The 24927-nt window shown below is 62.8% G+C and carries 27 protein-coding genes and 1 pseudogene; 14 read left to right on the top strand and 14 right to left on the bottom strand.

What is annotated here, in order from left to right:
• Position 1: 1 nt before the first annotated feature.
• The 3 genes from EMQ_RS09325 to EMQ_RS09315 form a co-directional block, all read right to left on the bottom strand.
• A complete protein-coding gene (locus EMQ_RS09325; protein WP_018308111.1) occupies positions 2-1165 on the bottom strand; it encodes an efflux RND transporter periplasmic adaptor subunit in 1164 nt (387 codons plus the stop codon).
• A complete protein-coding gene (locus tag EMQ_RS09320) occupies positions 1162-2376 on the bottom strand; it encodes a TolC family protein (protein ID WP_010666082.1) in 1215 nt (404 codons plus the stop codon). Before EMQ_RS09320 ends, EMQ_RS09325 begins: the two co-directional genes overlap by 4 nt.
• A 78-nt stretch (positions 2377-2454) precedes the next feature.
• Positions 2455-4614: a heavy metal translocating P-type ATPase gene (locus tag EMQ_RS09315; RefSeq protein WP_010666083.1), complete on the bottom strand. Its 2160-nt coding sequence runs from the start codon at positions 4612-4614 to the stop codon at positions 2455-2457.
• Between the two features lie 75 nt (positions 4615-4689).
• Here EMQ_RS09315 and EMQ_RS09310 point away from each other — a divergent pair, with 75 nt between their 5' ends.
• From EMQ_RS09310 to EMQ_RS09300, 3 genes are all read left to right on the top strand, one after another.
• On the top strand, positions 4690-5133 hold the full coding sequence (locus EMQ_RS09310; RefSeq protein ID WP_010666084.1) for a MerR family transcriptional regulator: 444 nt from the start codon (positions 4690-4692) through the stop codon (positions 5131-5133).
• Between the two features lie 50 nt (positions 5134-5183).
• The gene (locus EMQ_RS09305; RefSeq protein WP_018308112.1) at positions 5184-6110 is read left to right on the top strand and encodes a cation diffusion facilitator family transporter; all 927 of its coding nucleotides are present in this window, start codon (positions 5184-5186) and stop codon (positions 6108-6110) included.
• 363 nt (positions 6111-6473) lie between these two features.
• Positions 6474-6797: a YnfA family protein gene (locus EMQ_RS09300; protein WP_023979793.1), complete on the top strand. Its 324-nt coding sequence runs from the start codon at positions 6474-6476 to the stop codon at positions 6795-6797.
• Between the two features lie 10 nt (positions 6798-6807).
• Here the strand turns inward: EMQ_RS09300 and EMQ_RS09295 are convergent, their stop codons facing one another.
• Together EMQ_RS09295 and EMQ_RS09290 are read right to left on the bottom strand one after the other, a co-directional pair.
• The gene (locus EMQ_RS09295) at positions 6808-7413 is read right to left on the bottom strand and encodes a cation transporter (RefSeq protein ID WP_010667497.1); all 606 of its coding nucleotides are present in this window, start codon (positions 7411-7413) and stop codon (positions 6808-6810) included.
• 61 nt (positions 7414-7474) lie between these two features.
• Positions 7475-7924 carry a MerR family transcriptional regulator gene (locus EMQ_RS09290; RefSeq protein WP_010667496.1) on the bottom strand — a complete coding sequence of 150 codons (450 nt, stop codon included), beginning with the start codon at positions 7922-7924 and terminating at the stop codon, positions 7475-7477.
• 105 nt (positions 7925-8029) lie between these two features.
• On the opposite strand from EMQ_RS09290, the gene EMQ_RS09285 reads away from it, so the two are divergent.
• Both EMQ_RS09285 and EMQ_RS09280 read left to right on the top strand, forming a co-directional pair.
• A complete protein-coding gene (locus EMQ_RS09285) occupies positions 8030-8407 on the top strand; it encodes a hypothetical protein (RefSeq protein WP_010667495.1) in 378 nt (125 codons plus the stop codon).
• Entirely contained in the window at positions 8404-8760 is a 357-nt protein-coding gene (locus tag EMQ_RS09280) for a hypothetical protein (RefSeq protein WP_010667494.1), read from the top strand. Before EMQ_RS09285 ends, EMQ_RS09280 begins: the two co-directional genes overlap by 4 nt.
• 67 nt (positions 8761-8827) lie before the next feature.
• Here the strand turns inward: EMQ_RS09280 and EMQ_RS09275 are convergent, their stop codons facing one another.
• Complete coding sequence (locus EMQ_RS09275; RefSeq protein ID WP_018308113.1) at positions 8828-9250, bottom strand: MerR family transcriptional regulator; 423 nt, start codon at positions 9248-9250, stop codon at positions 8828-8830.
• Positions 9251-9326: 76 nt separating this feature from the next.
• Between EMQ_RS09275 and EMQ_RS09270 the strand changes: the two genes are divergently transcribed.
• From EMQ_RS09270 to EMQ_RS09265, 3 genes are all read left to right on the top strand, one after another.
• A complete protein-coding gene (locus tag EMQ_RS09270; RefSeq protein ID WP_231367962.1) occupies positions 9327-9752 on the top strand; it encodes a hypothetical protein in 426 nt (141 codons plus the stop codon).
• Positions 9749-9973 carry a GDCCVxC domain-containing (seleno)protein gene (locus tag EMQ_RS17315; protein ID WP_035979039.1) on the top strand — a complete coding sequence of 75 codons (225 nt, stop codon included), beginning with the start codon at positions 9749-9751 and terminating at the stop codon, positions 9971-9973. Before EMQ_RS09270 ends, EMQ_RS17315 begins: the two co-directional genes overlap by 4 nt.
• A 211-nt stretch (positions 9974-10184) precedes the next feature.
• The gene (locus EMQ_RS09265; RefSeq protein WP_010667673.1) at positions 10185-11234 is read left to right on the top strand and encodes a DMT family transporter; all 1050 of its coding nucleotides are present in this window, start codon (positions 10185-10187) and stop codon (positions 11232-11234) included.
• Here the strand turns inward: EMQ_RS09265 and EMQ_RS09260 are convergent.
• A complete protein-coding gene (locus EMQ_RS09260; RefSeq protein ID WP_010667674.1) occupies positions 11228-11407 on the bottom strand; it encodes a MerR family DNA-binding protein in 180 nt (59 codons plus the stop codon). The two genes, EMQ_RS09265 and EMQ_RS09260, sit on opposite strands and share 7 nt — an antisense overlap.
• Positions 11408-11422: 15 nt before the next feature.
• Here EMQ_RS09260 and EMQ_RS09255 point away from each other — a divergent pair, with 15 nt between their 5' ends.
• The 6 genes from EMQ_RS09255 to EMQ_RS09230 all read left to right on the top strand — a co-directional run bounded on the left by EMQ_RS09255 (position 11423) and on the right by EMQ_RS09230 (position 18464).
• Complete coding sequence (locus EMQ_RS09255; protein ID WP_231367963.1) at positions 11423-11686, top strand: SHOCT domain-containing protein; 264 nt, start codon at positions 11423-11425, stop codon at positions 11684-11686.
• 123 nt (positions 11687-11809) lie between these two features.
• Entirely contained in the window at positions 11810-12169 is a 360-nt protein-coding gene (locus tag EMQ_RS09250; protein WP_010667676.1) for a hypothetical protein, read from the top strand.
• A gap of 137 nt (positions 12170-12306) precedes the next feature.
• Positions 12307-12717: a FixH family protein gene (locus tag EMQ_RS09245; RefSeq protein ID WP_010667677.1), complete on the top strand. Its 411-nt coding sequence runs from the start codon at positions 12307-12309 to the stop codon at positions 12715-12717.
• A 1-nt stretch (position 12718) separates the two neighbouring features.
• Positions 12719-13975, top strand: a complete 1257-nt coding sequence (locus EMQ_RS09240; RefSeq protein ID WP_010667678.1) for a TolC family protein — start codon at positions 12719-12721, stop codon at positions 13973-13975.
• Positions 13976-13977: 2 nt separating this feature from the next.
• Complete coding sequence (locus tag EMQ_RS09235; RefSeq protein WP_231367964.1) at positions 13978-15348, top strand: efflux RND transporter periplasmic adaptor subunit; 1371 nt, start codon at positions 13978-13980, stop codon at positions 15346-15348.
• Positions 15345-18464 (top strand): efflux RND transporter permease subunit, encoded by a 3120-nt coding sequence (locus EMQ_RS09230; RefSeq protein ID WP_018308116.1) that lies wholly within the window; start codon positions 15345-15347, stop codon positions 18462-18464. Before EMQ_RS09235 ends, EMQ_RS09230 begins: the two co-directional genes overlap by 4 nt.
• 91 nt (positions 18465-18555) lie before the next feature.
• On the opposite strand, the gene EMQ_RS09225 is transcribed toward EMQ_RS09230, so the two are convergent.
• From EMQ_RS09225 to EMQ_RS09200, 7 genes and pseudogenes are all read right to left on the bottom strand, one after another.
• Positions 18556-19626, bottom strand: coding sequence for an ArsO family NAD(P)H-dependent flavin-containing monooxygenase (locus tag EMQ_RS09225; RefSeq protein WP_018308117.1), 1071 nt, complete (start codon positions 19624-19626; stop codon positions 18556-18558).
• A gap of 8 nt (positions 19627-19634) precedes the next feature.
• Positions 19635-20333: an arsenical resistance protein ArsH gene (gene arsH / locus EMQ_RS09220; RefSeq protein ID WP_018308118.1), complete on the bottom strand. Its 699-nt coding sequence runs from the start codon at positions 20331-20333 to the stop codon at positions 19635-19637.
• 21 nt (positions 20334-20354) lie between these two features.
• Complete coding sequence (locus tag EMQ_RS09215; RefSeq protein WP_018308119.1) at positions 20355-21650, bottom strand: arsenic transporter; 1296 nt, start codon at positions 21648-21650, stop codon at positions 20355-20357.
• On the bottom strand, positions 21650-22087 hold the full coding sequence (arsC, locus tag EMQ_RS17160) for an arsenate reductase (glutaredoxin) (RefSeq protein WP_029604264.1): 438 nt from the start codon (positions 22085-22087) through the stop codon (positions 21650-21652). The genes EMQ_RS09215 and arsC overlap by 1 nt, the downstream gene beginning before the upstream one ends.
• Before the next feature lie 189 nt (positions 22088-22276).
• A pseudogene (locus tag EMQ_RS17460) lies at positions 22277-22567 on the bottom strand (arsenate reductase ArsC); the annotation flags it as partial.
• An 8-nt stretch (positions 22568-22575) separates the two neighbouring features.
• The gene (locus tag EMQ_RS09205) at positions 22576-22917 is read right to left on the bottom strand and encodes an ArsR/SmtB family transcription factor (RefSeq protein ID WP_018308121.1); all 342 of its coding nucleotides are present in this window, start codon (positions 22915-22917) and stop codon (positions 22576-22578) included.
• A 242-nt stretch (positions 22918-23159) separates the two neighbouring features.
• Complete coding sequence (locus EMQ_RS09200; RefSeq protein WP_010666219.1) at positions 23160-24899, bottom strand: relaxase/mobilization nuclease domain-containing protein; 1740 nt, start codon at positions 24897-24899, stop codon at positions 23160-23162.
• Positions 24900-24927: the final 28 nt, after the last annotated feature.

The following is a 24927-nucleotide window of genomic DNA, read 5'->3' as shown; positions in this document are numbered from 1 at the left end:
TTCAGTCTCCATCGAGACCGGACAGAAGCGCCATCGCCTTGAGCGTAAAGCTCCCCTTTGCGACGATAGTGTCATCAGGCTTGAGATCTCCGGACACCACGCTCTGCTCTGGCCCTTCGAGGAGCACACGAACGGGAACAGGTTGAAACGTATCGGCGCCGGTCTGCCGGTACACCACCATATGCCCGTCGACATTCTGCGGGGCGGCGGACGGCACGATCAGACCGCTGGCCTGCTCCTGCGCAGGAAGCCAGGCATTGAGCTGGGTGCCGGGCCGGAATCTCCGACGCGGATCCGAAAATGTCGCGACAACCTTCACCAGCCCAGTTTCGGGATCGGCAGTACCTTCAATGGTCTGAACCTTTGCCATCGCGGCTTGCGCGGGATCGGCTCCCACGGGCATGAACGTCATCTCAGTGCCAATTGAAATGTCTGATGCATCTTCGGGGCGGACGTTAGCCACGACCCATACGGTTTCCAGACTCGTAATCCTGATTACGACGTCTGTGGGCGAAATATCATTATCGACAGCCGTACCGACCTGTTCGACCATGCCATCAACCGGCGCGATCAGGACCGAATTTTCGAAGTCCACGATCCGTTCCGTTGGCGAGGTGAATTCTTCCTCAAGACGATGGGTCAGGGTTTTGACCGCAGCGTCCTGAAAGTGGACAGCGTTCTGCGCCTCGTGCATCACGGCAAGGCGACGCGACACTTCGCCCGCGGAGACTGTGGCCCCGGCCAATGACTTACCACGACGGTACGCCAGTGCAGTATCAGCGAGGTTGGCCTGGGCGCTGGCCAGACTAGCTTTCGCCTGGGCAAGCTGGAGATCGACGACATGCAATGAGTGATCAATATAGGAGACGAGCGTCTGGCCGACGGTGACTTGCTGGCCGGGCAGGACGGAGACCGCGCGGACTTTGCCATCGCCTGCCGGCCGTATGGACACGGAACGCGCGATGTTCTCCGTTACACTCGCCATCGCCTGAATTCGGGGTCTTACGGAGCCTTTTTTAACCTTGACGGTTTCAAGACCCTCGGCCTGCCGGGCTTCTGCATCCATGGTCACGGTCTGCTGCCACCCCTCTGTTTCTTCCGCCAAAGCCAGGTGAGGTAAAGCCACGAATAGGGCTGCGACAACGAGGATACAGGTCGATCTCATGGTATGTACCCCAAGGCGATAACAGTTCTGACGATCGCAATGCGATGATCGATTTCGGCCTGGCTGAAGGTCAGCAGGGCGTTATAGGCATCCATGCGGGCACGAAGCGCCTCTATGAGTGATGTTTCACCGGATCGCCACGACCGCTCCATGGCGTCCGCGCGCACAAGCATCTCGTGCGCGGCCTGAGCCGTACTGACGATCGAGGCCGATGTGTTTTTCAGATGTGCCTGGACGCGCGCCATCTCGGCCCTGACGGTCCTCTGGGTGGCGATCTCCTGCCGGATGGCGGTGGAAAGCGCACTCTGAGCGGCCGTTCTCACGGGAACCGATGTGACGTCACTTGGGATCGGCATCCTGAGACTGACCCCAACCTGCGTGTCCCATGGCGAACCGTACTGGCCCTGATTGATCACGCCGACGCCGATTTCCGGATTGGGCATATAACTGTGAGCGGCAAGATGATCCTGTTCCGTGGCGACCGTGACGCTCTGGTGAGCCGCACGCACGCGCGGGTCGTTCGCCTCGCTCCATGGCCGCGCGGTCGCTCGCAGGAATAGCGGCCAGTGCGTGTCGATTTCCGACAGACCGGCTTTCGTCGGATGGCCGGTCAGAATATCCAGATTGGCCTGGCCGGCCTCGACTTCCTCGTCGATGGCATTGCGATCGCTTTCCGAAAGAGCGATCCGCGCATCCACCGCCTGCTGTTCCGCCGATGTGCTCTCTCCTGCATGGCTCGATGCCCGCACGGCCCTGGCCATGCGTCGCAACGCAGCCAGTGTGGAATCCATGGCAGATCGCCGTCGCTCGGCGAGCAGGACAGCCCCGATGGCATCCGTGGCACGAATGGCCACCGCCATATGGGCGACATCCTTCTGTACTACAGCGGCCTGTGCATCGGCTTCAGCCACATGCTCAGTTGCCGTTCCTTGTCCTGGCAGCCAGAGAGGAACGGAGAGACCCACCTGTGTCGTGCGGTACGCATAGTTACGGCCGCTGGGTCTGTCGTCATAATATTGAGCATCGACCGATGGCCCACCTGCGAACCAGGATTTCGCGGCACGCTGGCGTTTCTTTGCCCCAGCTTCCTGAGTCGCGAGATCATTCTGGGCAGGATCATTCGTCCATGCTGCTGCGATGACATCATGCAAGGTGGCGGGAATCGCTGTCGTATCGTCGGCTGTGGCCACGCCACCCGACACCAAAGCCATTGCGAGGCTCGCCGCCACAGATTTCCACCGACACCGAACACAACACACGGACATTCGACTGAAAATTCTCATAATATTTTACGATGTTGCATCGAGGCTGCGGGAGCGCAGCAGCCTCAGCGCGTTGAGGGTGACGAGAACGGTTGCCCCGGTATCGGCCGCAATGGCGATCCAGAGCCCTGTCAGCCCCGCGATGGTGGCAATCAGGAACACTCCTTTCAGCCCAAGAGCGATCGAGACATTTTGACGAACATTTCGCATGGTCGAACGGGCGAGGCGGATCAGCGCTGGAATATCGGAGACTCTGTTCCGCAGGATGGCGGCGTCGGCTGCCTCCAGGGCAACATCGGTCCCCGAGCCGATTGCGACCCCGACAGTTGCCTGTTTGAGTGCAGGCGCGTCGTTGATGCCATCTCCGACCATCATAACACCGCCCTGCGCGGCCAGAGCCCGTATTTCGGCCAACTTCTGCTCCGGCAGCAGTTCGGCCTTGTAATGCGCCCCCAGCATTGAGGCGATCGCGGCGGCTGTCCGGCTATTGTCGCCCGTCAGGATGACCGGCGTAATACCGAGGTTGCGTAACTGGCGCATGGCTTCTGCCGCGTCCGCGCGCGGCTCGTCACGGAGGGCAATCAACGCGAGTGCCTTGTCACCATACAAGACGGCAACGGTTTTTCCTTCCGCCTCAAGTTCGGTGGCACGTGCGGTGTCAGTAGCTGACAACGCGCCGTCGCGTACCGCCTGAAGGGGGCTGGAGATCGTGAAATCCATTCCGTCAATGCGGCCTGTCACCCCTCTTCCGGGAATTGCCCTGCTCTCCTGTGCAACGGGAATGTCGATACCCGGCCCGTTACTCTGGGCTCGGCGCAGGATAGCCTGGGCCAATGGATGGCTGGACGCGCCTTCAACGGCGGCGGCGACAGCAAGAACCTGAGTTTCGGGCAAGCTGTCCAGCACGATGATGTCGGTGACGTCAGGCCGTCCCAGTGTGAGGGTTCCAGTCTTGTCGAGTGCGACTGTCTTCACCCGCGCAGTGGCCTCGATGACCGCTCCTCCCTTGATGAGCAGCCCGTTATGTGCCCCCAGGGCCAGCGCGGACGCTATGGCTGCGGGAACCGATATGACGAGCGCGCAGGGGCAACCAATCAGCAGAAGGGACAACCCGCGATAAACCCAGACCGACCAAGCCTGAGCAAACGCCAGTGGGGGAAGGCATACGACGACCGCCGAAAGCACGACGATCGTCGGCATGTACCAACGGCTGAAGCGGTCGATGAACCGTTGAGTCGGTGCGCGTGCCTCCTCGGCCTGCTCTACAAGATGGATGATGCGGGAGATGGTGTTGTCCGCCGCAGTGCGGGTCACGCGAACCCGCAACGCAGCTTCCGTGTTGACCGAGCCGGCGAAGACGGCATCCGTCGGCCCACGCGACACTGGCACGCTCTCACCAGTGACCGGACTTTCATCAATGCCACTTACGCCGGAAATAATCTCTCCATCCGCCGGAATGCGGTCTCCCGGCCGGACCAGGACCACATCGCCTAGTCGGAGTTCGACAGCAGGAACCTCCCGGATACCGGCAGTGTCTTCGCGCAAGGCGATTTTCGGTACCAACGCTCCGAGCGCGCGGATACCATCACGGGCATGACTGACGGCAACGCCCTCAAGGAGTTCCCCGACCGCGAAGAGGAAGACGACGAGTGCAGCCTCCTGGGCCGCGCCGATAAATAGCGCACCGATCGCCGCGATCATCATCAGGGCTTCGATGGAAAACGGCTGAGCAACCCGGAGCGAGGCTAAGGCGCGGCGGGCAACCGGAAAAAGCCCTACCAGGCAGGCCCCGACAAATGGCCAGGGTTTCATCTCGTTTGGTGCGATCAGGCTGATACCCCAGGCCAGCACCAACAAAATACCGGTCGTGACAACAAGTCGTCCCTTTCCGGTTTTATACCAGGGCGTATCAGGCGCGCCGGCGTCATTCGTCGCATCCTGAGCAAATACAATGTCAGCTACAGTGGCAGGATTGAGGCGCCGGATACCATATCCCAGGCTCCTGACCATCTCTTCGACTTTGGTCACGGAAATCGCATTCTCATCCATGGTCAGTCGCAGTTTCTGAGACACCAGGGAAATCTCTACATTCTGGACGCCTGCGATTTGACCAAGCGCGCCCTTCACCTTGCTGACACAAGCAGCACAGTCCATGCCCGTGACATCCCACTCGCGCCTGTCCGGCATCCGGATTCTCCTGTTCACCCAGCAGCGAATCCGTTATCTACTTCCTCTAGTCGCTAGAGGTTCAAGGGGGCTTTTATGTTCAGTATCGGAAAATTATCCGGGTCAACTGGCGTCAAGGTGCCGACCATCCGCTATTACGAGCAGATCGGCATCCTTGAGGAGCCCGACCGAAGTGAAGGAGGGCAGCGTGTCTATGGAGAGGAAGCAAAAGAGCGCCTGAGTTTTATTCGCCATGCGCGGGAACTTGGATTTTCACTAGATGAAATCCGTGAATTACTAGATCTTGCTGACGATCCCAATCAAAACTGTATGGCCGCATATGAGATAGCAAAACGCCAATTGATCGAGGTCAGGAACCGTATTGCCCGCCTGACGGCTCTCCAGGGCGAATTGCAACGCATGTTGGATCAGTGTTCATGCAACACAATCGGGACCTGTCGGATCATTCAGGTCCTGAGCGATCATTCTTTATGCACGTCAGAACATCTCGGCACGGAGGCAGGGTGCAAAGCGTCGTAAACAAATCATCGAGTATCGCAAACGGGTCGCAGCATGCAGGAGTAGTCCCCATGAACCGCACCATAAAGACCGCATGGGGCACACTTGCCGTCAGTCTGGTCGTTCTGGCCCTGAAGCTTGCCGCCTACTGGATGACGGGCAGCATCGCGCTTTACTCGGATGCGCTGGAAACAATCGTCAATGTAGCGGCCGCCGTCGGCGCGCTTATCGCCCTGTGGGTCAGCGCACAACCCGCAGACGCAAACCATCCCTATGGCCACCAGAAAGCGGAATATCTGAGCGCGATCATCGAGGGTGGCCTCGTGCTCGCAACGGCAATTCTGATCTTCCAGGAAGCCTGGATCGGCTGGCAGCACCCGAAAGCACCGGACACGCCGCTTCTGGGCTTGGCCCTGAATGGCAGCGCCGGGGTTATAAACCTGTTCTGGGCGCTGCTACTGATCCGCAATGGCAAGCAGTGGAAGTCGCCCGCGCTCGTCGCGGGCGGCCGGCACATCCTGACGGACGTCTGGACGACCATTGCGGTCCTGATCGCTTTTGCGCTGATCCCGGTGACTGGTTGGCTCCGGCTTGACCCGGCCATCGGCGGCCTGGTCGCAGTCAATATCCTTTGGGCAGGTTATGGTGTCGTGCGGGAAGCCGTCGCCGGGCTGATGGATGAAGTCTCCGATCCCGAATTGATTTCACGCCTGGACCGGACGATCGCAGGGAATGCATCAGGGGCGATCGAAGCCCACGACGTGCGGGCGCGTGTCGCGGGCAACACGACATTCATTGAATTTCATCTCGTGGTCCCGACGGGGATGACCGTCGGCAGGGCGCATGAGATCTGCGACCACATCGAGCACGCACTCAGGACACAGCTCGGGCAGGCTGTGATCAACATTCACATCGAGCCCGAGGAGAAGGCGAAGCATGGCGACGTCATCATTCTGGACCGACACGCACACGTCAAAAATCGCGAAGAACTGATTTAGCCGCAGCAGGACTTTCGCTCGGCCTGAACCGCCGGGCGCGGAGCCGCTCCGTGATCCGCAGCGTATCCACTCCAAAGCCGCGTTTGCCAAACCTTGTGGTGTCTGCCCCGTGGCGGCATCGAACTGGCCACCTCTAAATGGGTCAATTGGATCAATAATCGTTGCCTTCTGTCATCCATTGGAAACATCCCGCCAGAAGTGGCTGAGGCACGTTTCCATGCACAACAGAAATCGCATGCATTGGCCGCTTAAACCGGATAGAAAACGTCTCCGAAAACCCGGGGCCATTCAAATGGCGGGATATGGTGATCGTGGAGTGGCTGCTTCACGATCCTGACTGGAAAGTATGTAACAGTGGGGTTTGTGCTACCTTTCATCATCTATGTCGTCGCGGGTTTTGCAGAGATCGGCGGATGCTTCGCCTTCTGGAGCTGGCTCCGGCTGGGGCGTTCGCCGCTGGTTCTCGTTCCGGGCATGGTGTCGCTGGTCCTGTTCGCCTTTCTGCTGACCCGTATCGATACGGATACGGCGGGGCGGGCCTATGCAGCCTATGGCGGCGTCTACATCACCGCCTCGCTCATGTGGATGCGACTGGTCGAGGGGCGCACCCCGGACCGGTGGGAGATTGTTGGTGCCCTAGTGTGCCTCGGCGGGGCCAGCCTGATCCTGTTCGCGCCCCGGACGTAAATTGAGGGGGCTATGCTGCCGCGCGGTGCTCATTGCGCGCGGCCTGCCAGACTTCGCGGGCGGCGTCGGCGTTCATCGCGGCGATACCGAGCCCGACAAGTAGGTCCGGCCATGCGGCGTGCCACAGAAAGGCCGTGACCAGGCCTGCGACGATGATCGCGATATTGGCCAGCACGTCGTTGCGCGCCGACAGGAAGGCAGCGCGCGTCAGACTGCCTGCATGATAGCGATAGCGGGTCAGCATGAGCGCACAGGAGAAATTTACCACAAGCGCCCCCAATCCTGTCACCGACAGGACGAGCGGCTGGGGCGGTGTCGGAAGATTGAATTTTTGCCATGCGGTCCAGAGCGTCGCGAGCGCCGGAACCAGCAGGATAGCGGCAAGGGCCATTCCGACCCGCGCCCGGCTGCGCGCCGTCCAGCCGAGTGCCGCTACGATCAGGAAATTGACGGAGGCGTCTTCCAGGAAATCGACGCTATCCGCGAACAGGGAGACCGAGCCGATGGCAAGCGCTACCGTGAATTCGATGCCAAAATAGGCAAGATTCAGAAGTCCCACGAGAGAGATGACCCGTCGCAGGGTGCCGGCCATGTCGTTCGGTGGTGTGGAATTCATCGTTTTTATCTCTTTCGTTCTATCAGGTTTCTCCCATCCGAAGATGGATTATAGGCGAAGATCAGACCGCACTTTCGCAGCATGCGCGGTTCCCCGCCGGCTCGATGGTGGCAAGTTCGTCAAGAATCACGCACTCGGAGCCGGGACCGCCGGCGCATTGTGCGTCGCAGGTCGCGACGAACCCGGCGATGCTTTTCTCGAGCGCCTTCAATTCGCGCAACTTCGCCCGGACGTCCATCAGGTGAGTATGCGCGAGGTCGCGGGCTTCCGCACAGGATCGCGTACGGTCCTGTACCAATTCGACCAATGCCCGAACCTGATCGATCGAAAAGCCAAACGCCCGGCAGCGCCGAATGAAGGTAAGCCGTCGAACATCGTCTTCAGCATAACGCCGCTGATTGCCTTCCTGTCGTTCCGGACGTGGAAGCAGGCCGATCTCTTCATAATAGCGGATCGTGGGGGCATTGGTACGGGTGCGCTCGGCCAACTCGCCGATCTTGTATCCGGGCATGGGGGGAAACTCGCGTAAAAAATATCTTGAACCTCAAGTTACTTGAACTCGTAAACAAGCGCCAGACCGTCACGCGAACGGGCGGAACGGCATCGAAGTAGTATCGTGACGAAGCCAAACGAGCCTGCCCCACTTGCCTGCACACTGGAGAACAGCGATCTGGCGAGGCGGCTGGAGTGGATCGCCAGTCTCAACGCCAGGGCGCTTCGGTCAGCGCACCGAGATGGTCTTCATCTCGTGCTGGATTATGATCCTGCCGCACGGGACGATATCGCGCGTATGGTCGAAGGCGAACGAACCTGTTGCGCGTTCCTCGCGTTTGACATCGCTGAACGTATGGATGCGCTGACTCTGACGATTACTGCCCCGGAGTATGCGCGTGAGGCTGCGGAAACGCTGCTTGAGCAGTTTGCGTCGCGCAGTCAGCCAGCAACCGCGCCGATGAAAAAGACCTGCGGGTGCGCGGCGGAGTGCGGCGCATGAGCGAGGCGAGCGCATCGGGAAACAAGGCGGCCAGCGCGGTTGCCATGACGGCGTCCAGTGCGGCGCTGGCCTGCGGCGTGTGCTGCGTCGTGCCGCTCGCGCTGCCGGCCGCGATCCTCGGGTCAGTAGGCGGTATTCTCGCCTGGTTCGCCAACGCCTATCGCTGGCTGACGCCGGTCGCGATCCTGGCGGTTGCTGTCGGTTGGTTCTGGGTGGGTTATCAGGCGTACCGGACAGGACACAGGCCTGGCTGGCAGACGCTCGGCATCATGGGGTTCGCCACGATCATGGGGTGTCTTGCATGGCTCTGGCCACGGATCGAGCCGGTGGCGATTGGGTTCTTGCGCGGGTAGCCTGCCGCGGATCGGACGCCATTATTGGACCCACGCCAAGACCTTAACCGCCTCCCGGAACGATACGTCACGGGTTGGGCGTGCTTCCGATCGCAGAGGCACCCAGCATATCGAGCACCGGGCAAGTCAGGGCCTCCGACTCACGGCATTGTTCGATGCTTGTTGTCAGGAGCGATGCGAGCCGTTGCAGGTCGGAGATCTTGCTCTGGATGTCGCCCAGATGAGCTATGGCGAGTGTTCTGACCTCGTCGCAGGAGGGTAGGCCGGGTTCTGCCAAGGCGAGCAGGGTTCTGATTTCCTCGATGTCGAAACCAAGATCCCGCGCGCGTCGGACGAATGACAGGCGCCTGACATCCTCGGCCCGATAATGGCGATAGCCATTACGCGCCCTTCGCGGCGCGGGAATGAGGCCGATGCGCTCATAGTAGCGCACCGTCTCCAGATGAACGCCGGTTTCCGATGCCAGCTTGCCGATCGTGATGGCGACCATGCGTCACTCCTGCTCTTGAGTCCGTAGCCACTACGGGGTGTAGCATGAAGCGCGACGCAATGGGAAAGTGACGATCATGGATGAGACGGCGGACCTGCCTCAACGAACATCACGTAGCCGCATGGGCATGGAAAGAGGTGGAGTCCTGTGTGTCGCGGGCGGTATGGCCGCCGGTGTGGGTGCGCTGATCGCGTCGTCCTGCTGCCTCATTCCGCTCGCCTTCGCTTCTCTGGGCGCCGGTGCGGGGGTTTTCAGTGTTCTGTCGAGACTTGCGCCATGGCGCGTGCCATTGATTGCGCTGGCGGTCGCGGCGCTGGTCAGCGCCTGGGCGCTCAATCGGCGGCAGGCCAGGGTCTGTTGTGCGGGTGTGGAAAGTGGGTCTATCCGGCGACGCATCGGGGTTATCCAGATGCTATCCTTTGCCACCGCGCTCATCGTGCTGGCGGCATTGGTGTGGCCACGCCTGGAACCCGTCCTGCTCAGGAGCCTGTCTGTAAGATGATTCGGCCTGCCTCGCTTCTGACCTGTCCCGCATGTGGCCAGCAATCACTGGAAACCATGCCGACCGATGCCTGCCAGTTCTTTTACGATTGCCCACATTGTGGCGTCGTCTTGAAACCGAAGCCGGGGGATTGCTGCGTCTTCTGCTCCTATGGCGACGTTCCTTGCCCGCCGGTTCAGGAACATGGGCGACTGGCATGCTGCGGAGACGGTTCGACATAGACCTGGGGCGGCAGCGGCGATGAAGTAATGGTGTCGTCCTGGCCAGTAATGTGACGATCGCCGTTTGACGGTGCGGTCCATGCATCGTGTATCCATTTGGAAAACCGGCACGTTATCATCAAAATCGAAGCGTAGAGCGCGGGCGGTAGTCTGCTCATCGCTTGCAGCGGGGCCCATTCTCGATTGAGCCACCGTGCGGTAGGATCGGGCCATGAACCGCATTGGCATCCTTTTCGCATTATTGTCCGCGATCCTGTTTGGAGCCAGCACACCGTTCGCCAAGCTTCTCCTTGGCTCCGTCGATCCGTGGATGATGGCCGGGCTGCTCTATCTCGGTTCCGGGATCGGTCTGGCGGCGGTGCATCTGTTGCGCTGGATGCGTGGACGCCCCGTTGCGGAAGCGCCGTTGCGGCGTGGGGACTTGCCCTGGTTGGCGTTGGTGATCCTGGCGGGTGGGATTGCCGGCCCATTGCTGTTGATGCTGGGGCTGGCGCGCACCGACGCGGCCAGCGCGTCGCTGTTGCTCAATCTCGAAGGGCTGGCGACGATGGGGATTGCCTGGATCGTATTCCGCGAGAACGTGGACCGGCGGCTTCTGCTGGGCGCCTTCGCCATTCTCTCGGGCGCCGCGTTATTATCATGGCAGGGGCATGCGATGCTTGACCAGGGCGCCCTGTTCATCGCAGCGGCCTGCCTGTGCTGGGGGATCGACAACAACTTGACCGGCAAACTTTCTGCGGCCGATCCGATGCAGATCGCAATGCTCAAGGGGCTGGTCGCAGGGACGGTCAATCTTCTGCTGGCGTTCGGGAGGGGCGGTGTCCTGCCGACTGTCGGGGGACTCGGCGCCGCTGGAGCCGTGGGGTTCATGGGTTACGGGGTGAGCCTTGTCCTGTTCGTGCTGGCCCTGCGCCATCTCGGTGCCGCGCGCACGGGGGCCTATTTCTCGCTTGCGCCGTTCGTCGGCGCGCTGCTGGCGGTTGTGGTGCTCCACGATCCCTTGTCGCTGAGGTTGCTGATCGCCGGCGGCCTGATGGGTTTCGGGTTGTGGCTCCACCTGTCGGAGCGCCACGATCACGAGCATGCGCACGAGGCCATGGAACATGAGCACCGGCATCGCCATGACGAACACCATCAGCATGCGCACGGGCCTGGCGATCCGACGGGCGAACCGCACACGCATCGGCACCGGCACATGCCGATGGTCCATCGGCATCCGCATTATCCCGACCTGCATCATCGGCACGGCCACGCTCACTGACGCGGTGCCAACGCCTCAATGATACGGCAGTCGGCGACGGTGCCATGGTGGCATTGCCCGATCATCGCGACCAGTTCCCGACGCAGGGCCTGCAAGTCACGCATCTTGCCGTCGATCTCCGCCAGATGCGTGCGGGCGATGACGTCGTTCTTCGCGACGTGCGGGGAACGCATCCGGGAATGCCCTTCTTGGCATTGAAAACAGTCGGGACAATGCCAACGTCGTCATGGTTCGTGCGGATCGCCATGGCGGGCCGCATCATTGCCTCATGGGAGGCCGTCATGATGACAAACTGCATGCAGGGCATGGGATGGGGCATGGGCCTGTTCGGCCTGCTCACGCTGATCGTGCTCGTGCTCGCGATCGCGGCACTGGTCAAGTATCTGTGGTGCGCGGAGGGATGGAGGACGCGGATCGGCCGAGTCCCTTCCGCAGATCGGACATTCAAGTGAGTTGCCCGGCCTCGCGTGGCGAGGGATGTCCCAGCCCAAACGACCGGCCCAAGAGCGCGGCATGACTTCCGCTCCGTGCATAAGAGATTGCCCCCTTTGCCTGTTTGCGAGATGATGGCCGGTATGCGGTGGTGCTTTCTCCGACGTCTGGTATTCGTTATCGTTGGTCTTGCCTTTATGGGCGCGGCCACCGTGCAGGCTATGCCGCCGCAGAATGCCGAGCAGGCCACGAGCCTGGATGCGGCCATGCCATGCTGTGATGGGTCGGTCTCGATGCATCCCGCCGGAACGACCGCACCGTTCAAGGGCATGACGCCGGAGTGCCTGAAAACCATGCAGTGCCTCGGCGTGCCTGATCGCCCAACGCAGGCCGCGGCGATCGGAAGCCCGGTCCGCTACAGCATGATCGCCTATAGCCTTGCCGAACGTGTTCCTGTCGGCCGCTCGCCCGAGCCGCTTTCCTTCCCTCCCAGAACCGCCTGATCCCACCGGCGCCGTGACGGCGTTGGTTTCCGCACGTCCTGCGTTCAGGAGCGCGCGTATTCGCGCGTCCTGACCGCAACCGGACGTCGATCAGCGCTCTATCCCCGGATTTCCGGGGCGGGAAGGATTCCATTATCATGCGTACATATCTGATCGCGGGTGCGTTGGCGCTCGCCTCCTGCGTCGTCGTGACCGGTGCCTTTGTGTCACCGACATTCGCGGCAGCGACGGATTATCGTTTCGAGGCTGCCGGCAAGCAGGCACATCTGAGCGGTGACAAGGCTGTCATGATCGTGCGGCTTGTGCATGTGCCCGACGGCAAGCCGGTCATGGACGCCGTCATCTTCGAGAGCAAGGCCGACATGAGCCCCATGGGCATGGCGACGATGACCTCGCCCACGACCATCGAGCCGGCGTCAGGCGATGGGCTCTATCGTATCGACCTCGATGCCGGTGCTCCCGGCCCGTGGGCGATCACGCTCGCGGCCAAGGTGCAGGGTGAAACCGAGACGGTGCGCGGTTCCGTTGTTGTCACGCTGGAGAAATAGCATGGCAACCCGGCGGAACCGTGACGCGGCGGGGCGCCTGCTCCTGGCTGCGGCTGCTCTTATCGTTTCATCCGGGGCTGCTCGTGCGGCTGAAGGGCCGCCGGGTGCCACCGTAGAGAGCCTGCTCGCGCTCGGCGAGCGCCTGAACCCCGCGGTGCGGGCCGCCGGACTCGATACGACCGCCGCTGCGGCCCAGGCGGAAGCGGCCGGTGCGCTGGACGATCCGGTGCTGACGGAGAATTACCAGAATTATCACTCCGGCGGCCTGTTCAGCATGAACTTCATCACGATCTCGCAAACTTTCCCGCTCTGGGGAAAGCGGGATCTGCGTCATCGTGCGGCGCTGTCCGAGGTGGACGCGGCGCGCGGCCGGGAGCGGGCCGCCCAGGACGAACTCGACGCGCAGATCAAAATTGCCTTCGCGCGCTATTACGCTTTTACCCGCGCGCTGGTGGTCAACCGGCAGATCCAGACGCTCGCCCGCAAGATGCGGCAGGCGACCATGGTGCGCTACGGCCAGGGCGACGGTGCCCAATCGGGCGTGATCCAGGCCCAGGAGGAGGAGACGAACACCGTCATCGAGGCGAGCCGGCTGGAGGCCGAGCGAGAGTCCGCCGCCGCCCAACTGAATGCGCTGCTGGCCCGCCCCCCGGGCGCCCCATTGGCCGAGCCCATGCGGCTACGTCCGATCCCAGCGGTTCTGCCGCGCGTGGAGAGCTTGCTCGACCGGGCGCGCAGCGGGAATGGCGCCGTCCATGCGAACAGCGCGGCAATCGACGAGGCGGAAAGCCGGAGACGGCTGGCCGAGCGGGCCTGGTATCCCGATGTGACGGTCGGCGGCGGCCCGGTCGTGCAGACCAATGCCCCGACGGGATTCAGCGCCATGGTCTCGCTGAGCATCCCCGTGCAGTTCGGTGCCAAGCGCGCCGACGAAGACGCGCAGACCGCGCGCCTTGATGCCGCCGAGCGCCGTCGCGACGGAACGATGGCGACCATCCAGGCAGCCTTGGCCGAAGCCTTGGCCCGCCTCAAGGCGGCGCGCGATGTGGAGAGCCTCCTCCGTCGCCAGCGTATGCCGCAGGCGGACGCGCTCTCGCGGACGACGCTGGCCAGCTACAGCCAGGGGCATGGCGATCTCGCGGCAGCGATCGCGGCGGAACATCAGATGCACGACACCGAGCTGGAGCTTCTCCGGACCGAGACCGACGAACAGACGGAACTGGCCACCATCGAGCGCCTGATCGGGGGTGATCTGTGAAGGTGCGTCTTCTGTCCCTGGTCCTGGCGTTGCTCCCGCTTTCGACCGCTACGCCAGGACCGGCGACGGCGACTGACCGAACGCCACTCTATTACCAGGATCCGGACGGCAAGCCCGCCTATTCCGCCAATCCGAAGAAGACGTCGGAGGGTCGGGATTATGTTCCGGTCTATGCTGACGGGTCACAGGGGTCTGGTGCCGCGTCCTCGCGATCCTCCGGTCCCTCGGCCCGGTCGGCGGATCGTGGCCGGGTGCTATTTTATCGCAATCCCATGGGGCTGCCCGACACTTCGCCGGTGCCGAAGAAAGATGCCATGGGGATGGCGTACCTCCCTGTCTATGAGAACGAGATCCGGGATGCGGGAACGGTTTTTGTGCCGCCCGGTCGTTTGCAGATCCTCGGCGTGCGGACTTCCGTTGCCGCAGTGCAGCCGGTGCTGAACCGCAGCGTGCATGCCACCGGCATTGCCCAGTTCGATGAACGGCGCATCGCCTTGGTGACAAGCAGGGTCGGCGGCTGGGTCGAGCATCTCGATATCGCTGCCACAGGCGATCCTGTCTGGCGTGGCCAGGTCATGGCCGAAATCTACGCGCCGGATCTGGTTGCATCCGAGCAGGAATATCTGATTGCCACCAGTTTGGACCCGGCTATGGCAACGGCCGCGCTGGAGCGCCTGCGCTCTCTTGGGGCGCCTGAGACCGAAATCGCGCGGCTGCGACGCACCCGGCATGCCGTGCGGCACATCCCGGTCGTTGCGCCGGCGGACGGGGTCGTGACCGAAAAGATGGCGGTGGAGGGCGCGCGCGTCGGGCCGGATCAACCGCTGTACCGGACGGCGGCGACCGCACCGATCTGGCTGATTGCCGAAGTGCAGGAGCAGGATCTGGGCGCGGTGCGGGTCGGTCAGCAGGCGCACGCCAGCCTTGTCGCCTTTCCCGGTCGTCGCTTCGACGGAACCGTCGATTTCCTCTATCCGAGCGTCTCCACCGAGACGCGAACCGGACGTATCCGGATCGTGTTGCCGAATGCGGATAGTGTGCTGCGGGCAGGCATGTATGCCGATATCGCGATCGATGTCCCTGCGTCCATGGCGGGGCCGGTGCTGGTCGTGCCGTCCTCGTCGGTTATCGACAGCGGCACCCGTCAGGTTGTGCTGGTCGAAACGGGGGAGGGCCGTTTTGCACCCCGTTCGGTGCGCGTCGGCGCGCGTGGCAATGACGAGGCTCAGATCCTGGATGGCCTGAAGGCGGGGGAAAGCGTGGTGGTCGGCGCCAACTTTCTGATCGATTCCGAAAGTAATCTGCGCGCCGCCCTACAGGCCTTTACCGTGCCGGACAGCAAGCCTGCCCGGGCAGGGAGTGCCGGTCGATGATTGCCAGAATCATTGCGGTGTCGGCGCGTAACCCGCTGCTGGTGATACTGGGAACGTTGTTCCTCGTGGGGGCTGGTGTCTGGGCGGTGATGAACACGCCGCTCGATGCCATTCCCGATCTCTCGGACACGCAGGTGATCGTCTATACCGACTATCCCGGCCAGGCGCCGCAGGTCGTCGAGGATCAGGTCACCTATCCCTTGACCACGGCGTTGCTGGCGGTGCCGCATTCGAAAGTGGTGCGCGGTTTTTCGACGTTCGGCACGTCGTTCGTCTACGTCGTCTTCGACGACGGTACCGATCTCTACTGGGCGCGTTCGCGCGTGCTGGAATATCTCAATTTCGCGCAGAAGCGCCTGCCCGCGGGTGTCACGCCGTCGCTGGGGCCGGATGCAACCGGTGTCGGCTGGGTCTACGAATATGTCGTCCAGGGTAAACAGCGCACGCTGGCGGAATTGCGCAGCCTGCAGGATTGGGTGATCCGCTTTCAATTGACCAAGGCGTCCGGCGTCGCCGAGGTGGCCGCCATTGGCGGGTTCGAACGGCAATATCAGATCGTCGTCGATCCCCGGAAGCTCCAGGCCTACGGTATCCCGCTGTCGCGCGTGGGCGATGCGGTGCGGCAGGGCAATCAGGATGTCGGCGGTCGCACCATCGAGCTGACCGAAACGGAATATATGGTGCGCGGTCGGGGCTATGTGCGCGATGTCCGCGATCTGGAGCGGATCGTGCTGAAGGTCGACGCCGTCGGAACGCCAGTCACGGTGGGAGACGTCGCGCGCGTCGAACTCGGCCCCGACGAGCGGCGCGGCATCGCGGAACTGGACGGTGTGGGAGAGGCGGTCGGCGGCATCGTCGTCAAGCGCGACGGAGCGGATGCCTTGACGACGATCCGGAGCGTCAGGCAGCGGATCGCCGAGCTGCTGCCTAGCCTGCCGCCGGGCGTTTCCATTGTGCCGGTCTATGATCGCTCGGCCCTGATCCTGCGTGCCATCGCCACGCTCCGGCACACGCTGATCGAGGAGAGTCTCATCGTCTCCTTCGTCTGCGTCGTCTTCCTGCTGCACGTCCGCAGTGCGCTGGTCGCGATCGTGACCCTGCCTGTCGGCGTCCTGTTCGCTTTCCTGGCCATGCACATGATCGGTGTCGGGTCGAACATCATGAGTCTGGGCGGCATCGCCATCGCGCTCGGGGCGATGGTGGATGCGGCGATCGTGATGATCGAAAATGCGCACAAGCACGTGGAGCGGCTGGCGCCCGGTGAAGCGCGTGGCCCGGCGCTGCTGGCGGCGGCGAACGAGGTCGGGCCGTCGCTGTTCTTCAGCCTGCTGATCATCACCGTGTCCTTCCTGCCGGTGTTCGCCCTGGAGGGGCAGGAAGGACGATTGTTCAAGCCGCTCGCATACACAAAGACCTTTTCCATGGCGGGCGGCGCGCTGCTCGCGGTGACGCTGGTGCCGGTCCTGATGCTGGCCTTCGTGCGCGGCCGCATCCTTCCCGAAGCGCGTAATCCGATCAATCGCGTGCTGATCGCGCTCTATCGTCCCGTAATCCGCGTCGTGCTGCGGGGACCGGTCCTGCTCGTCCTCCTTGCGATCGGGATTGGCGCCGGTACGATCTATCCGGCGGCCCATCTGGGCAGCGAGTTCATGCCCGATCTGAACGAGGGGACATGGCTCTACATGCCGGTCACGCCGCCAGGTCTCTCGGTCACCAAGGCGGTCGAGCTGCTGCAGGGTCAGGACCGCATCATCAAGAGCTTTCCCGAGGTCCAGTCGGTGTTCGGCAAGGCCGGGCGCGCGGCGACGGCCACCGATCCGGCGCCCACGGAAATGTTCGAGACGGTGATCACTCTCAAGCCGCAAAGCGAATGGCCGGCCGGCATGACCCCGGACCAACTGAAGGCCGACATGAACCGGGCGCTTGACCTGCCGGGGGTGAGCAACGCGTGGACGCAGCCGATCCGCGCCCGCATCGACATGCTCGCCACGGGGATTCGTACCCCGGTGGGGGTGAAGGTGTTCGGGCCGGATCTGGGACAGCTCGCCAGAATTGCGGAACAGGTCGAGCAGGTCGTGCGCACCATTCCCGGAACCACCAGTGCGTTTGCCGAGCGCCTGGAGGGTGGCCACTATCTGGAGATTATACCCGACCGGAACGCGATCGCGCGCTATGGCCTGTCGGTCGACGATGTGATGCAGGTGGTGGCCACGGCGCTCGGCGGCCAGACGGTCACGACGACCGTGGAAGGGCGCGAGCGTTACGGCGTGAGCGTCCGCTACCCGCGTGACCTGCGCGATGACCCGCAGGCGATCGCCGAACAGGTGCTGCTGCCGACGCCGGGCGGGGCGATGATCCCGCTGGGGCAGGTGGCGGTGATCCGTCTCACCGGGGGACCGCCCTCGATCCGCACCGAGGATGCCCAGCTTGTCGCCTATGTCTATGTGGACCTGAACGGACGCGATATCGGCGGCTACGTCAACGACGCGGCCCGCGCCGTGCGCGAGCGGGTTACGCTCCCGCAGGGATACCGCGTCGCGTGGAGCGGCCAGTTTGAATATATGCAGCACGCCATGGCGCGGCTGAAGCTGGTCGTGCCGGCAACGCTGGTTCTGATCTTCGTGCTGCTCTATCTCAATTTCGGACGGATCACGGAGACGCTGATCGTGCTGCTGTCGGTGCCGTTTGCGCTGGTCGGTGGGATCTGGCTGACCTGGTGGTTGGGCTACAATGTCAGTGTCGCTGTCGTGGTGGGGTTCATCGCCCTCGCGGGTGTCGCGTCCGAGACGGGCGTGATCATGCTGATCTATCTCGACAATGCCTTGGCAGACGTCAGCGGCAGGGCCCAGGCCGAAGGGCGCGCACTGACGCGCGCGGACTTGAGGGCTGCGATCATGCACGGCGCGGTGGAGCGCGTGCGGCCGAAAATGATGACGGTCACGGCGATCATGGCGGGCCTTGTGCCCATCCTGTGGAGCGCCGGCACCGGGTCCGAGGTCATGCGCCGGATCGCGGCCCCCATGGTGGGCGGCATGGTCTCGTCGACCGTGCTGACCCTGCTGGTTATTCCGGCGCTCTATGCTCTCGTGAAGGGATGGCGGCTGTCGCGTGGGTAAACATGGCAGACGTGTCGGCATATAATAGGGCATTATCTCCATGCCGTCTTCCGCCCTCATCCTGATCATAGAATGAAGACCTTCAAGTTTTCTACAAACGGACATCCTGTGTTGGCGACGCAAGCCAGGCCGCCAGTTGCCGGACCATGGATCTCGCGACACGGCCCGCCCCCAGCAGGGTGGCGCATGCGGGGCCGCACCAGGAGCCATAACCCAGCAGCCAGAGACGTGGCTCCCTGATGGCCTGCTGGCCGTCAACGCGGATCAGCCCGTCCGGCTCGATCACGTCGAGCGGCGCAAATGCACCAAGCGCGGGTCGGAAGCCGGTACACCAGATGATCGCGTCAATGGCCTCTTCCTGGCCATCGGGCCAGACGACGCCCGTAGCCGTCATCCGCACAAACGGGCGCACCGCGTGGAGCGCGCCTCGCTCCCTGGCGGCGCGCACGGGTGGTACCATGACGATATCGCCAAAGCCGCCAGTGGGCATGGCCGACGGGCCGCCGAGAACGCGAGCGGTCGCCCGCTCGAACAGGACTCGTCCGTCCACGTCATCGGGCAGGAAGACGGGATCATGCAGCGTGACCCATGTTGCCTGGGCGACAAGCGACAGTTCCGCCATAATCTGCGCACCGGAGTTGCCCCCGCCCAGCACGAGCACACGGCGACCGGCAAAGGGTACCGCGTTGTGGTAATGGGAGGAGTGGATTTGCGCTCCCGCAAACAACCCTTGGCCCGGATAATCGGGGATGAAGGGCGCAGACCATGTGCCGGTGGCGCCGATGACCGCGCGGCTTAGGAAATCACCCACGCTGGTGCTGACATTCAGGAATTTCTGGTCAGTGCGTTCCACACGTCCGACCATTACGGGGCGGTGGATCGGCGGCGCATAGCGCGCTTCGTAGCGGTGCAGATAGTCAAGCACCTCGTCGCGGGTGGGGTAGCTGCCATCCGGCGTGTCGGGCATCGGCCAGCCGGGGAGAGAACTGTAGGACGCGGGCGAGAACAGATGCAGGGAGTCCCAGCCATGCACCCATGCACCACCTGCCTGGGTCCCGTTATCGAGAATGACGTAACGCAGTCCGGTCCGTCGTAGAAAATACGACGCGGCGAGGGCCGCCTGACCGCCCCCCACGATCACGACATCGAACTGCTCGCCCATTGCCCGGCTCACAGGCTTTCCGGGAGACGGAATTCCGTCTTCCGTTCGCTATAGCGGTCCACGAGGTAGTCGGCCCGGTCGCGCAGCAGCCATGTGAACTTCATCAGTTCCTCCATGACATCTACCATCCGGTCATAGAGGGGGGACGGCTTCATGCGGTCATCGTCACCGAACTGCGTATAGGCCATTGGCACGCTGGACTGGTTGGGGATGGTGAACATCCGCATCCATCGGCCCAGAACCCGCAGGGCATTGACGGAATTGAAGCTTTGCGATCCGCCTGAGACCTGCATGACCGCCAGCGTGCGGCCCTGCGTCGGACGGATCGAGCCTTCGGACAATGGCAACCAGTCGATCTGGTTTTTGAACACAGCGGTTATGTTGCCGTGCCGTTCGGGGCTGCACCAGACCTGGCCTTCCGACCAGATCGACAGTTCCCGCAGTTCCTGCACTTTCGGATGCGTGGCAGGCACGGAATCCGCTATCGGCAGGCCGGTCGGGTCGAACACCCGTGTCTCGGCCCCCAGCACCTTCAGGATGCGTTCCGCCTCAAGCACCAGCAACCGACTGAAGGATCGGGGACGCAAAGAGCCGTAGAGCAGCAGGATACGCGGCGGATGGTCCACACGCGGTTGCGGTTCGAGCCGCGCGAGATCGACCCGTTCAAGATATTCGGGGTGCAGGGCTGGCAGGTCAGGAGCGGTCATATATATCGGTCCTTTCTTGTATTACGGGTGGCTGATCAGGGGCAGCCACAGGGCCAGCGCCGCGAGTGTTGCCAGCAGGACGGGCGGCGTAATCGCCAGTCCAACTTTCATATACTGCCCCCATGTGACCCGATGGTTCTTGGATGCCAGCACATGCAGCCACAGCAGTGTTGCGAGACTACCAATCGGCGTGAATTTTGGCCCGAGGTCGCAGCCGATGACGTTGGCATAGATCATCAGGTCGCGTGTCAGCGGCGTGATGTCGTGAGCCTGCTGGATCGCCAGCGCCCCGACCAGCACACTCGGCATATTGTTCATGATGGACGACAGAACAGCCGCCAGAAAGCCGGTGCCGATGGTGGCCGTGAACGTCCCTTGATGACCGAGCCAGACCAGTGCGGTCGCAAGGTAGTCAGTCAGCCCGGCATTGCGCAGCCCGTAGACCACCAGATACATGCCCAGGGAGAAGATCACGATCTGCCACGGGGCACCCCGCAGCACCTTGCGAACAGGGATCACCCGGCCATACCCGGCGACGAGCAACAGGGTTCCGGCGGCCAGGCAGGCTACGACACAGACCGGGATATGAAACGGCGCGGTCAGGAAATAGGCCGCCAGTACGAGGGCCAGTAGCGGAAATGCCGCCCGGAACACATGGGGGTCACGAATGGCCGTGGCAGGTGCGGGCAGTTCGGCGACGGGATAGGTCGCAGGCACCTGCCGCCGGTACCACAGCCACAAGACGGCCAGCGTTGCACCAAGTGCTACCAGATCGACAGGGACCATGATCGCGGCATAGCGATCGAACGCAATGCCAAAGAAATTGGCGCTGACGATGTTCACCAGGTTGGAGATGACGAGCGGCAGGCTGGTGGTATCCGCGACGAAGCCAGTGGCGATAATAAAGGCCAGCGCCGCAGCAGGACTGAGGCGAAGCTGCGTGAGGATGGCGATGACGATGGGCGTCAGCAGCAGGGCCGCGCCGTCATTGGCGAACACAGCCGCAATGGCCGCTCCCAGCACCACGATCAGCGGGAACAGCGTACGGCCTCGCCCTTTGCCCCAGCGCACGACGTGCAGGGCGGCCCAATGGAAGAATCCGGCCTCATCCAGCAACAGCGAGATGACGATCAGCGCGATGAAGGTGAAGGTCGCGTCCCAGACGATGTGCCACACGACAGGAATGTCGTGCCAGTGGATCACACCAGCCGCCAGGGCCACGGCGGCACCTGCCATTGCGCTCCAGCCGATACCCAGCCCCCGAGGCTGCCAGATGACAAAAACGAGCGTGACAACGAAAATCAGAAGCGCCAGCATCAGACGATCCGCTTGCCGGATTCATCGACGATCTTCTCGCCGTCTTCTTTGACGAAAGCGCCTCGCTGCGGGTTGGGCAGGATGTCCAGAACTGCCTCGGACGGACGGCAGAGTGCCGCACCCAGCGGGGTGACGACGATGGGCCGGTTGATCAGGATTGGATGCGCCATCATGGCGTCGATTAGGTCGTCATCGCTCAGGGCCGGATTATCGAGGCCAAGCTCATCATAGGGCGTGCCCTTGCGCCGCAGGAGATCGCGAACCGAGATCCCCATGCGCGTGATCAGACTGACCAGTTCGGCGCGCGATGGCGGTGTTTTGAGATATTCGATGATGGTTGGCTCGATCCCCGCATTTCGGATCAGGGCAAGCGTATTGCGCGATGTGCCGCAATTCGGGTTATGATAGATTGTGACGCCAGTTGGCTCGGTGCCAATGTCGCGCAATTTCGTCACCAAACTGGCAGTCTCAAGCTTGGCCAGCGGCAATGCGACAAGCAGGGAAATACGATTCTTCAGACCCTTGAACGCCGAGACGAACGCTCGCTCCCGGTCGGCATCGGTTCCCGAAACATTACTCGGATCGGGAATGCCCCAATGGGCCGTGATGGGTTTCCCCGGCCATACCGGACAGACTTCTCCAGCAGCGTCATCGCAGACGGTAAAAACGAAATCCATAACGGGAGCGTTCGCAACAGCAAACTCATCCCAGGGCTTGGAACGCAGTCCCTCGGTCGGGTAGTCGAAGCTCGCCAGCACTTTCAAGGCGAGAGGATTGACCTGCCCCTTGGGATGGCTACCGGCGGAGAAGACCCTGAAATGGCCAGCACCATCCTTGCGAAGGATGCTCTCGGCCAAAATCGAACGTGCGGAATTACCCGTACACAGAAACAACACATTGAAGACGCGATCGGTCATTGGGGGGTTCACTCGGATGGGCAGCAGGACGACAGTTCTGCAACCAGTGGCTCACAAAGTTCAGGGCTTTGCCCGCAGCAGTCCTTGACGAGAAACAGCATCAGTTCCCGCAGGCGCGGTAGGCAGGCACGATAGACAATCACACGGCTATGGCGCTGCGAGGTCAGCAGGCCGGCACGGGTCAGAGTGGCGAGGTGGGCCGAGATCGTGTTCTGCGGGACATCGAGATGCCGCGCGACGTCTCCGGCCGGCAGCCCGTTCGGTTCATGGCGCACCAGCAGGCGGAATATCTCCAACCGCGTGGATTGCGACAGTGCGCTCAGGGCCAACAGGGTCGATTCGGTATCCATATATCCTTACTCGTGGATATATAGAATATTGTCAATTCCCTTTCGCCCGATGGGCCGTTCCTGTCGCCGGATTGTGCAGTGTCATTGCCGATTTCCGATTGGCTGCTTTCCCGACATATTGGCCGTGTCGGTCGTTCATCATTCTCTATATCCACTGACGAACCGAGCGTCGGCAACTTCCTTTCCCTCGGCGGGTCTATCTTCAATCCAGGGGAATTTAACTGTCCTTATCGCCACGACGACTATAGCCCGAGCCCCCGGTTCCGGGTGAAGCTCCAGTCGATCCCGCCATCGTCGCGTGCGACGCCGGAGACGTGCTGGCCCCGCTGCTTCTCCAGCGACGGAGTCCATGGTACAAGCTGGAACTGGAGCCCATCATCGATCATCGCATAGCGGCCGGAGGCCAACGTCATGCGTTGACGATACGTGCCGGTGACATACTCACCCGAGGCCGACTGGCTGAACGCCCGGCCTGTCTCGCCGGCGAGCTGCTCTCCGACTTCCCGGACCTCGCGGTCCCTGAGTTTCCCGATCAGGTTGCGCGCAAGGACCACCCCCTGCGTCCGACGTTCGGCAAGACCCTGCTCAATCAGTTGCTCGGTCCGCCGCTCCATCGCCTCGCGCACTTCGGCACCGAAGCCACTCTGGCCTAGCGCCGCGGGATCGCGCGCCACTGCTTGCCGGTCGAGCCAGGTGGCCCCTCGCGCCGTCACCTGATCCTCAATCGACAGGTCAGAACGAACAGCCAGAGCAACGCGACGCTGCCCTTTCCTGTCATCGAAGGCGCGAAGCTCCACAACCGATCCCATGCTGCCATCACCGGTCGCATCGAGATCGGGAAAGCGGATATGATGCGTGCGGCCATCCACCCCGTCGATGACGGCGTAGGCAGTGCCTTTCAGTTCATCGTCCAGCCCGCGATCGACCAGCCTGCCGATGACGGGAACATCAAGGCTTTCACCCCCCAGCACATAGCTCGACGCGCTCCGCTCGATGCCGCGCTCGGTCAGGGAGCGGTGGATACGCTTGATGATGTCGCCGCGCTCCCCGAGTTCGCGGAGCGTCACCTCGGCGGATTCATCCAGCATCCATTGTCCCTGACCGACCTGATGGGCGAGGCCAAGCCCTTCCAGGCTGCGCAGGCGCCCGACCTTCAGGGCCTCGAACGGATCAGGCTGCCGATCCGGCGCTGGCGCCATGTCGATGATGCCGTTGCGGCCCGCGTCGCGGGCAAGTTGCCGGTCAAGCTGGGTCCAGTGCTCGGCATCGACCTGGCGTTCGAGTGCGCGGTGAATTTCGACGTCATTGCGCGGCCCGAGTTCCTGCGTCACCAGATCCTGGGCGCGGGCGCGCAGGCCCTCGCGGATGTAATCGCGGGAGATCACGAGATCGCTGCCATCTTCGGCCACGCCGCGCACGAGGATATGGACATGGGGGTGCTGGGTGTTCCAGTGGTCCACCCCCACCCAGTCCAGTTTTGTGCCGAGGTCTTTCTCCATCTGCCCGACCAGCTCGCGGGCATAGCCCTTGAGGTCGGCCATGTCGGGCGCGTCCTCGGGTGAGACGATGAAACGGAAATGGTGACGGTCGTCCTCGCAGCGCTCGGCGAACGCCTTCGGGTCAGCATCGTCGATGCCAGGACCGAAGAGCCGCGCCTTTTCGCCGTCCTTCGTGACCCCTTCCCGGCGCAGGTAACGCAGATGGGCGGCGAGTGGCGCCTTGCGCCCGCTGTGGCGCACGACACGGGCCTTGACGGTCACGCGGCGGGCACGGCTGGTCAGCAGACGATTGGCCCTGGCTGCTGCGACGCGGCCACGCCCGAAGGACGAGCGGGAACCGCCGCCGCTGCGGCCCGATCGGAACCCACCGCCTCCGGCACGCTGGGCCGAGGCGAGGGCCTGGGCGACGAAGGGCTTGAGCCGCTGGGCGCGCGGCGAGCGGATGCGGCCCAGACGGGGCTGGAAATCATTCTCGCGGGCCATTGGCGCCCCGAATGTGCGAAAAAGGCCG

This window comes from Acetobacter aceti NBRC 14818 (assembly GCF_000193495.2).
Lineage (GTDB): Bacteria > Pseudomonadota > Alphaproteobacteria > Acetobacterales > Acetobacteraceae > Acetobacter > Acetobacter aceti.
Note: the sequence above shows the minus strand (reverse complement) of the source record. Positions and strands in the feature narration are given on the sequence as shown.

Excerpts from the sequence above, each read along its gene's own strand:
- EMQ_RS09295 (WP_010667497.1), bottom strand. The coding sequence starts at position 7,413 with ATGAATTCCACACCACCGAACGACATGGCCGGCACCCTGCGACGGGTC.
- EMQ_RS09270 (WP_231367962.1), top strand. The coding sequence starts at position 9,327 with ATGGATGAGACGGCGGACCTGCCTCAACGAACATCACGTAGCCGCATG.
- EMQ_RS09245 (WP_010667677.1), top strand. The coding sequence starts at position 12,307 with ATGCGTACATATCTGATCGCGGGTGCGTTGGCGCTCGCCTCCTGCGTC.
- EMQ_RS09260 (WP_010667674.1), bottom strand. The coding sequence starts at position 11,407 with ATGCGTTCCCCGCACGTCGCGAAGAACGACGTCATCGCCCGCACGCAT.
- EMQ_RS09230 (WP_018308116.1), top strand. The coding sequence starts at position 15,345 with ATGATTGCCAGAATCATTGCGGTGTCGGCGCGTAACCCGCTGCTGGTG.
- EMQ_RS09290 (WP_010667496.1), bottom strand. The coding sequence starts at position 7,924 with ATGCCCGGATACAAGATCGGCGAGTTGGCCGAGCGCACCCGTACCAAT.
- EMQ_RS09315 (WP_010666083.1), bottom strand. The coding sequence starts at position 4,614 with ATGCCGGACAGGCGCGAGTGGGATGTCACGGGCATGGACTGTGCTGCT.
- EMQ_RS09280 (WP_010667494.1), top strand. The coding sequence starts at position 8,404 with ATGAGCGAGGCGAGCGCATCGGGAAACAAGGCGGCCAGCGCGGTTGCC.
- EMQ_RS09250 (WP_010667676.1), top strand. The coding sequence starts at position 11,810 with ATGCGGTGGTGCTTTCTCCGACGTCTGGTATTCGTTATCGTTGGTCTT.
- EMQ_RS09305 (WP_018308112.1), top strand. The coding sequence starts at position 5,184 with ATGAACCGCACCATAAAGACCGCATGGGGCACACTTGCCGTCAGTCTG.
- EMQ_RS09215 (WP_018308119.1), bottom strand. The coding sequence starts at position 21,650 with ATGCTGGCGCTTCTGATTTTCGTTGTCACGCTCGTTTTTGTCATCTGG.
- EMQ_RS09225 (WP_018308117.1), bottom strand. The coding sequence starts at position 19,626 with ATGGGCGAGCAGTTCGATGTCGTGATCGTGGGGGGCGGTCAGGCGGCC.
- EMQ_RS09325 (WP_018308111.1), bottom strand. The coding sequence starts at position 1,165 with ATGAGATCGACCTGTATCCTCGTTGTCGCAGCCCTATTCGTGGCTTTA.
- EMQ_RS09205 (WP_018308121.1), bottom strand. The coding sequence starts at position 22,917 with ATGGATACCGAATCGACCCTGTTGGCCCTGAGCGCACTGTCGCAATCC.
- arsH (WP_018308118.1), bottom strand. The coding sequence starts at position 20,333 with ATGACCGCTCCTGACCTGCCAGCCCTGCACCCCGAATATCTTGAACGG.
- EMQ_RS09275 (WP_018308113.1), bottom strand. The coding sequence starts at position 9,250 with ATGGTCGCCATCACGATCGGCAAGCTGGCATCGGAAACCGGCGTTCAT.
- EMQ_RS09240 (WP_010667678.1), top strand. The coding sequence starts at position 12,719 with ATGGCAACCCGGCGGAACCGTGACGCGGCGGGGCGCCTGCTCCTGGCT.
- EMQ_RS09310 (WP_010666084.1), top strand. The coding sequence starts at position 4,690 with ATGTTCAGTATCGGAAAATTATCCGGGTCAACTGGCGTCAAGGTGCCG.
- EMQ_RS09200 (WP_010666219.1), bottom strand. The coding sequence starts at position 24,899 with ATGGCCCGCGAGAATGATTTCCAGCCCCGTCTGGGCCGCATCCGCTCG.
- EMQ_RS17315 (WP_035979039.1), top strand. The coding sequence starts at position 9,749 with ATGATTCGGCCTGCCTCGCTTCTGACCTGTCCCGCATGTGGCCAGCAA.
- EMQ_RS09320 (WP_010666082.1), bottom strand. The coding sequence starts at position 2,376 with ATGGCTTTGGTGTCGGGTGGCGTGGCCACAGCCGACGATACGACAGCG.
- EMQ_RS09265 (WP_010667673.1), top strand. The coding sequence starts at position 10,185 with ATGAACCGCATTGGCATCCTTTTCGCATTATTGTCCGCGATCCTGTTT.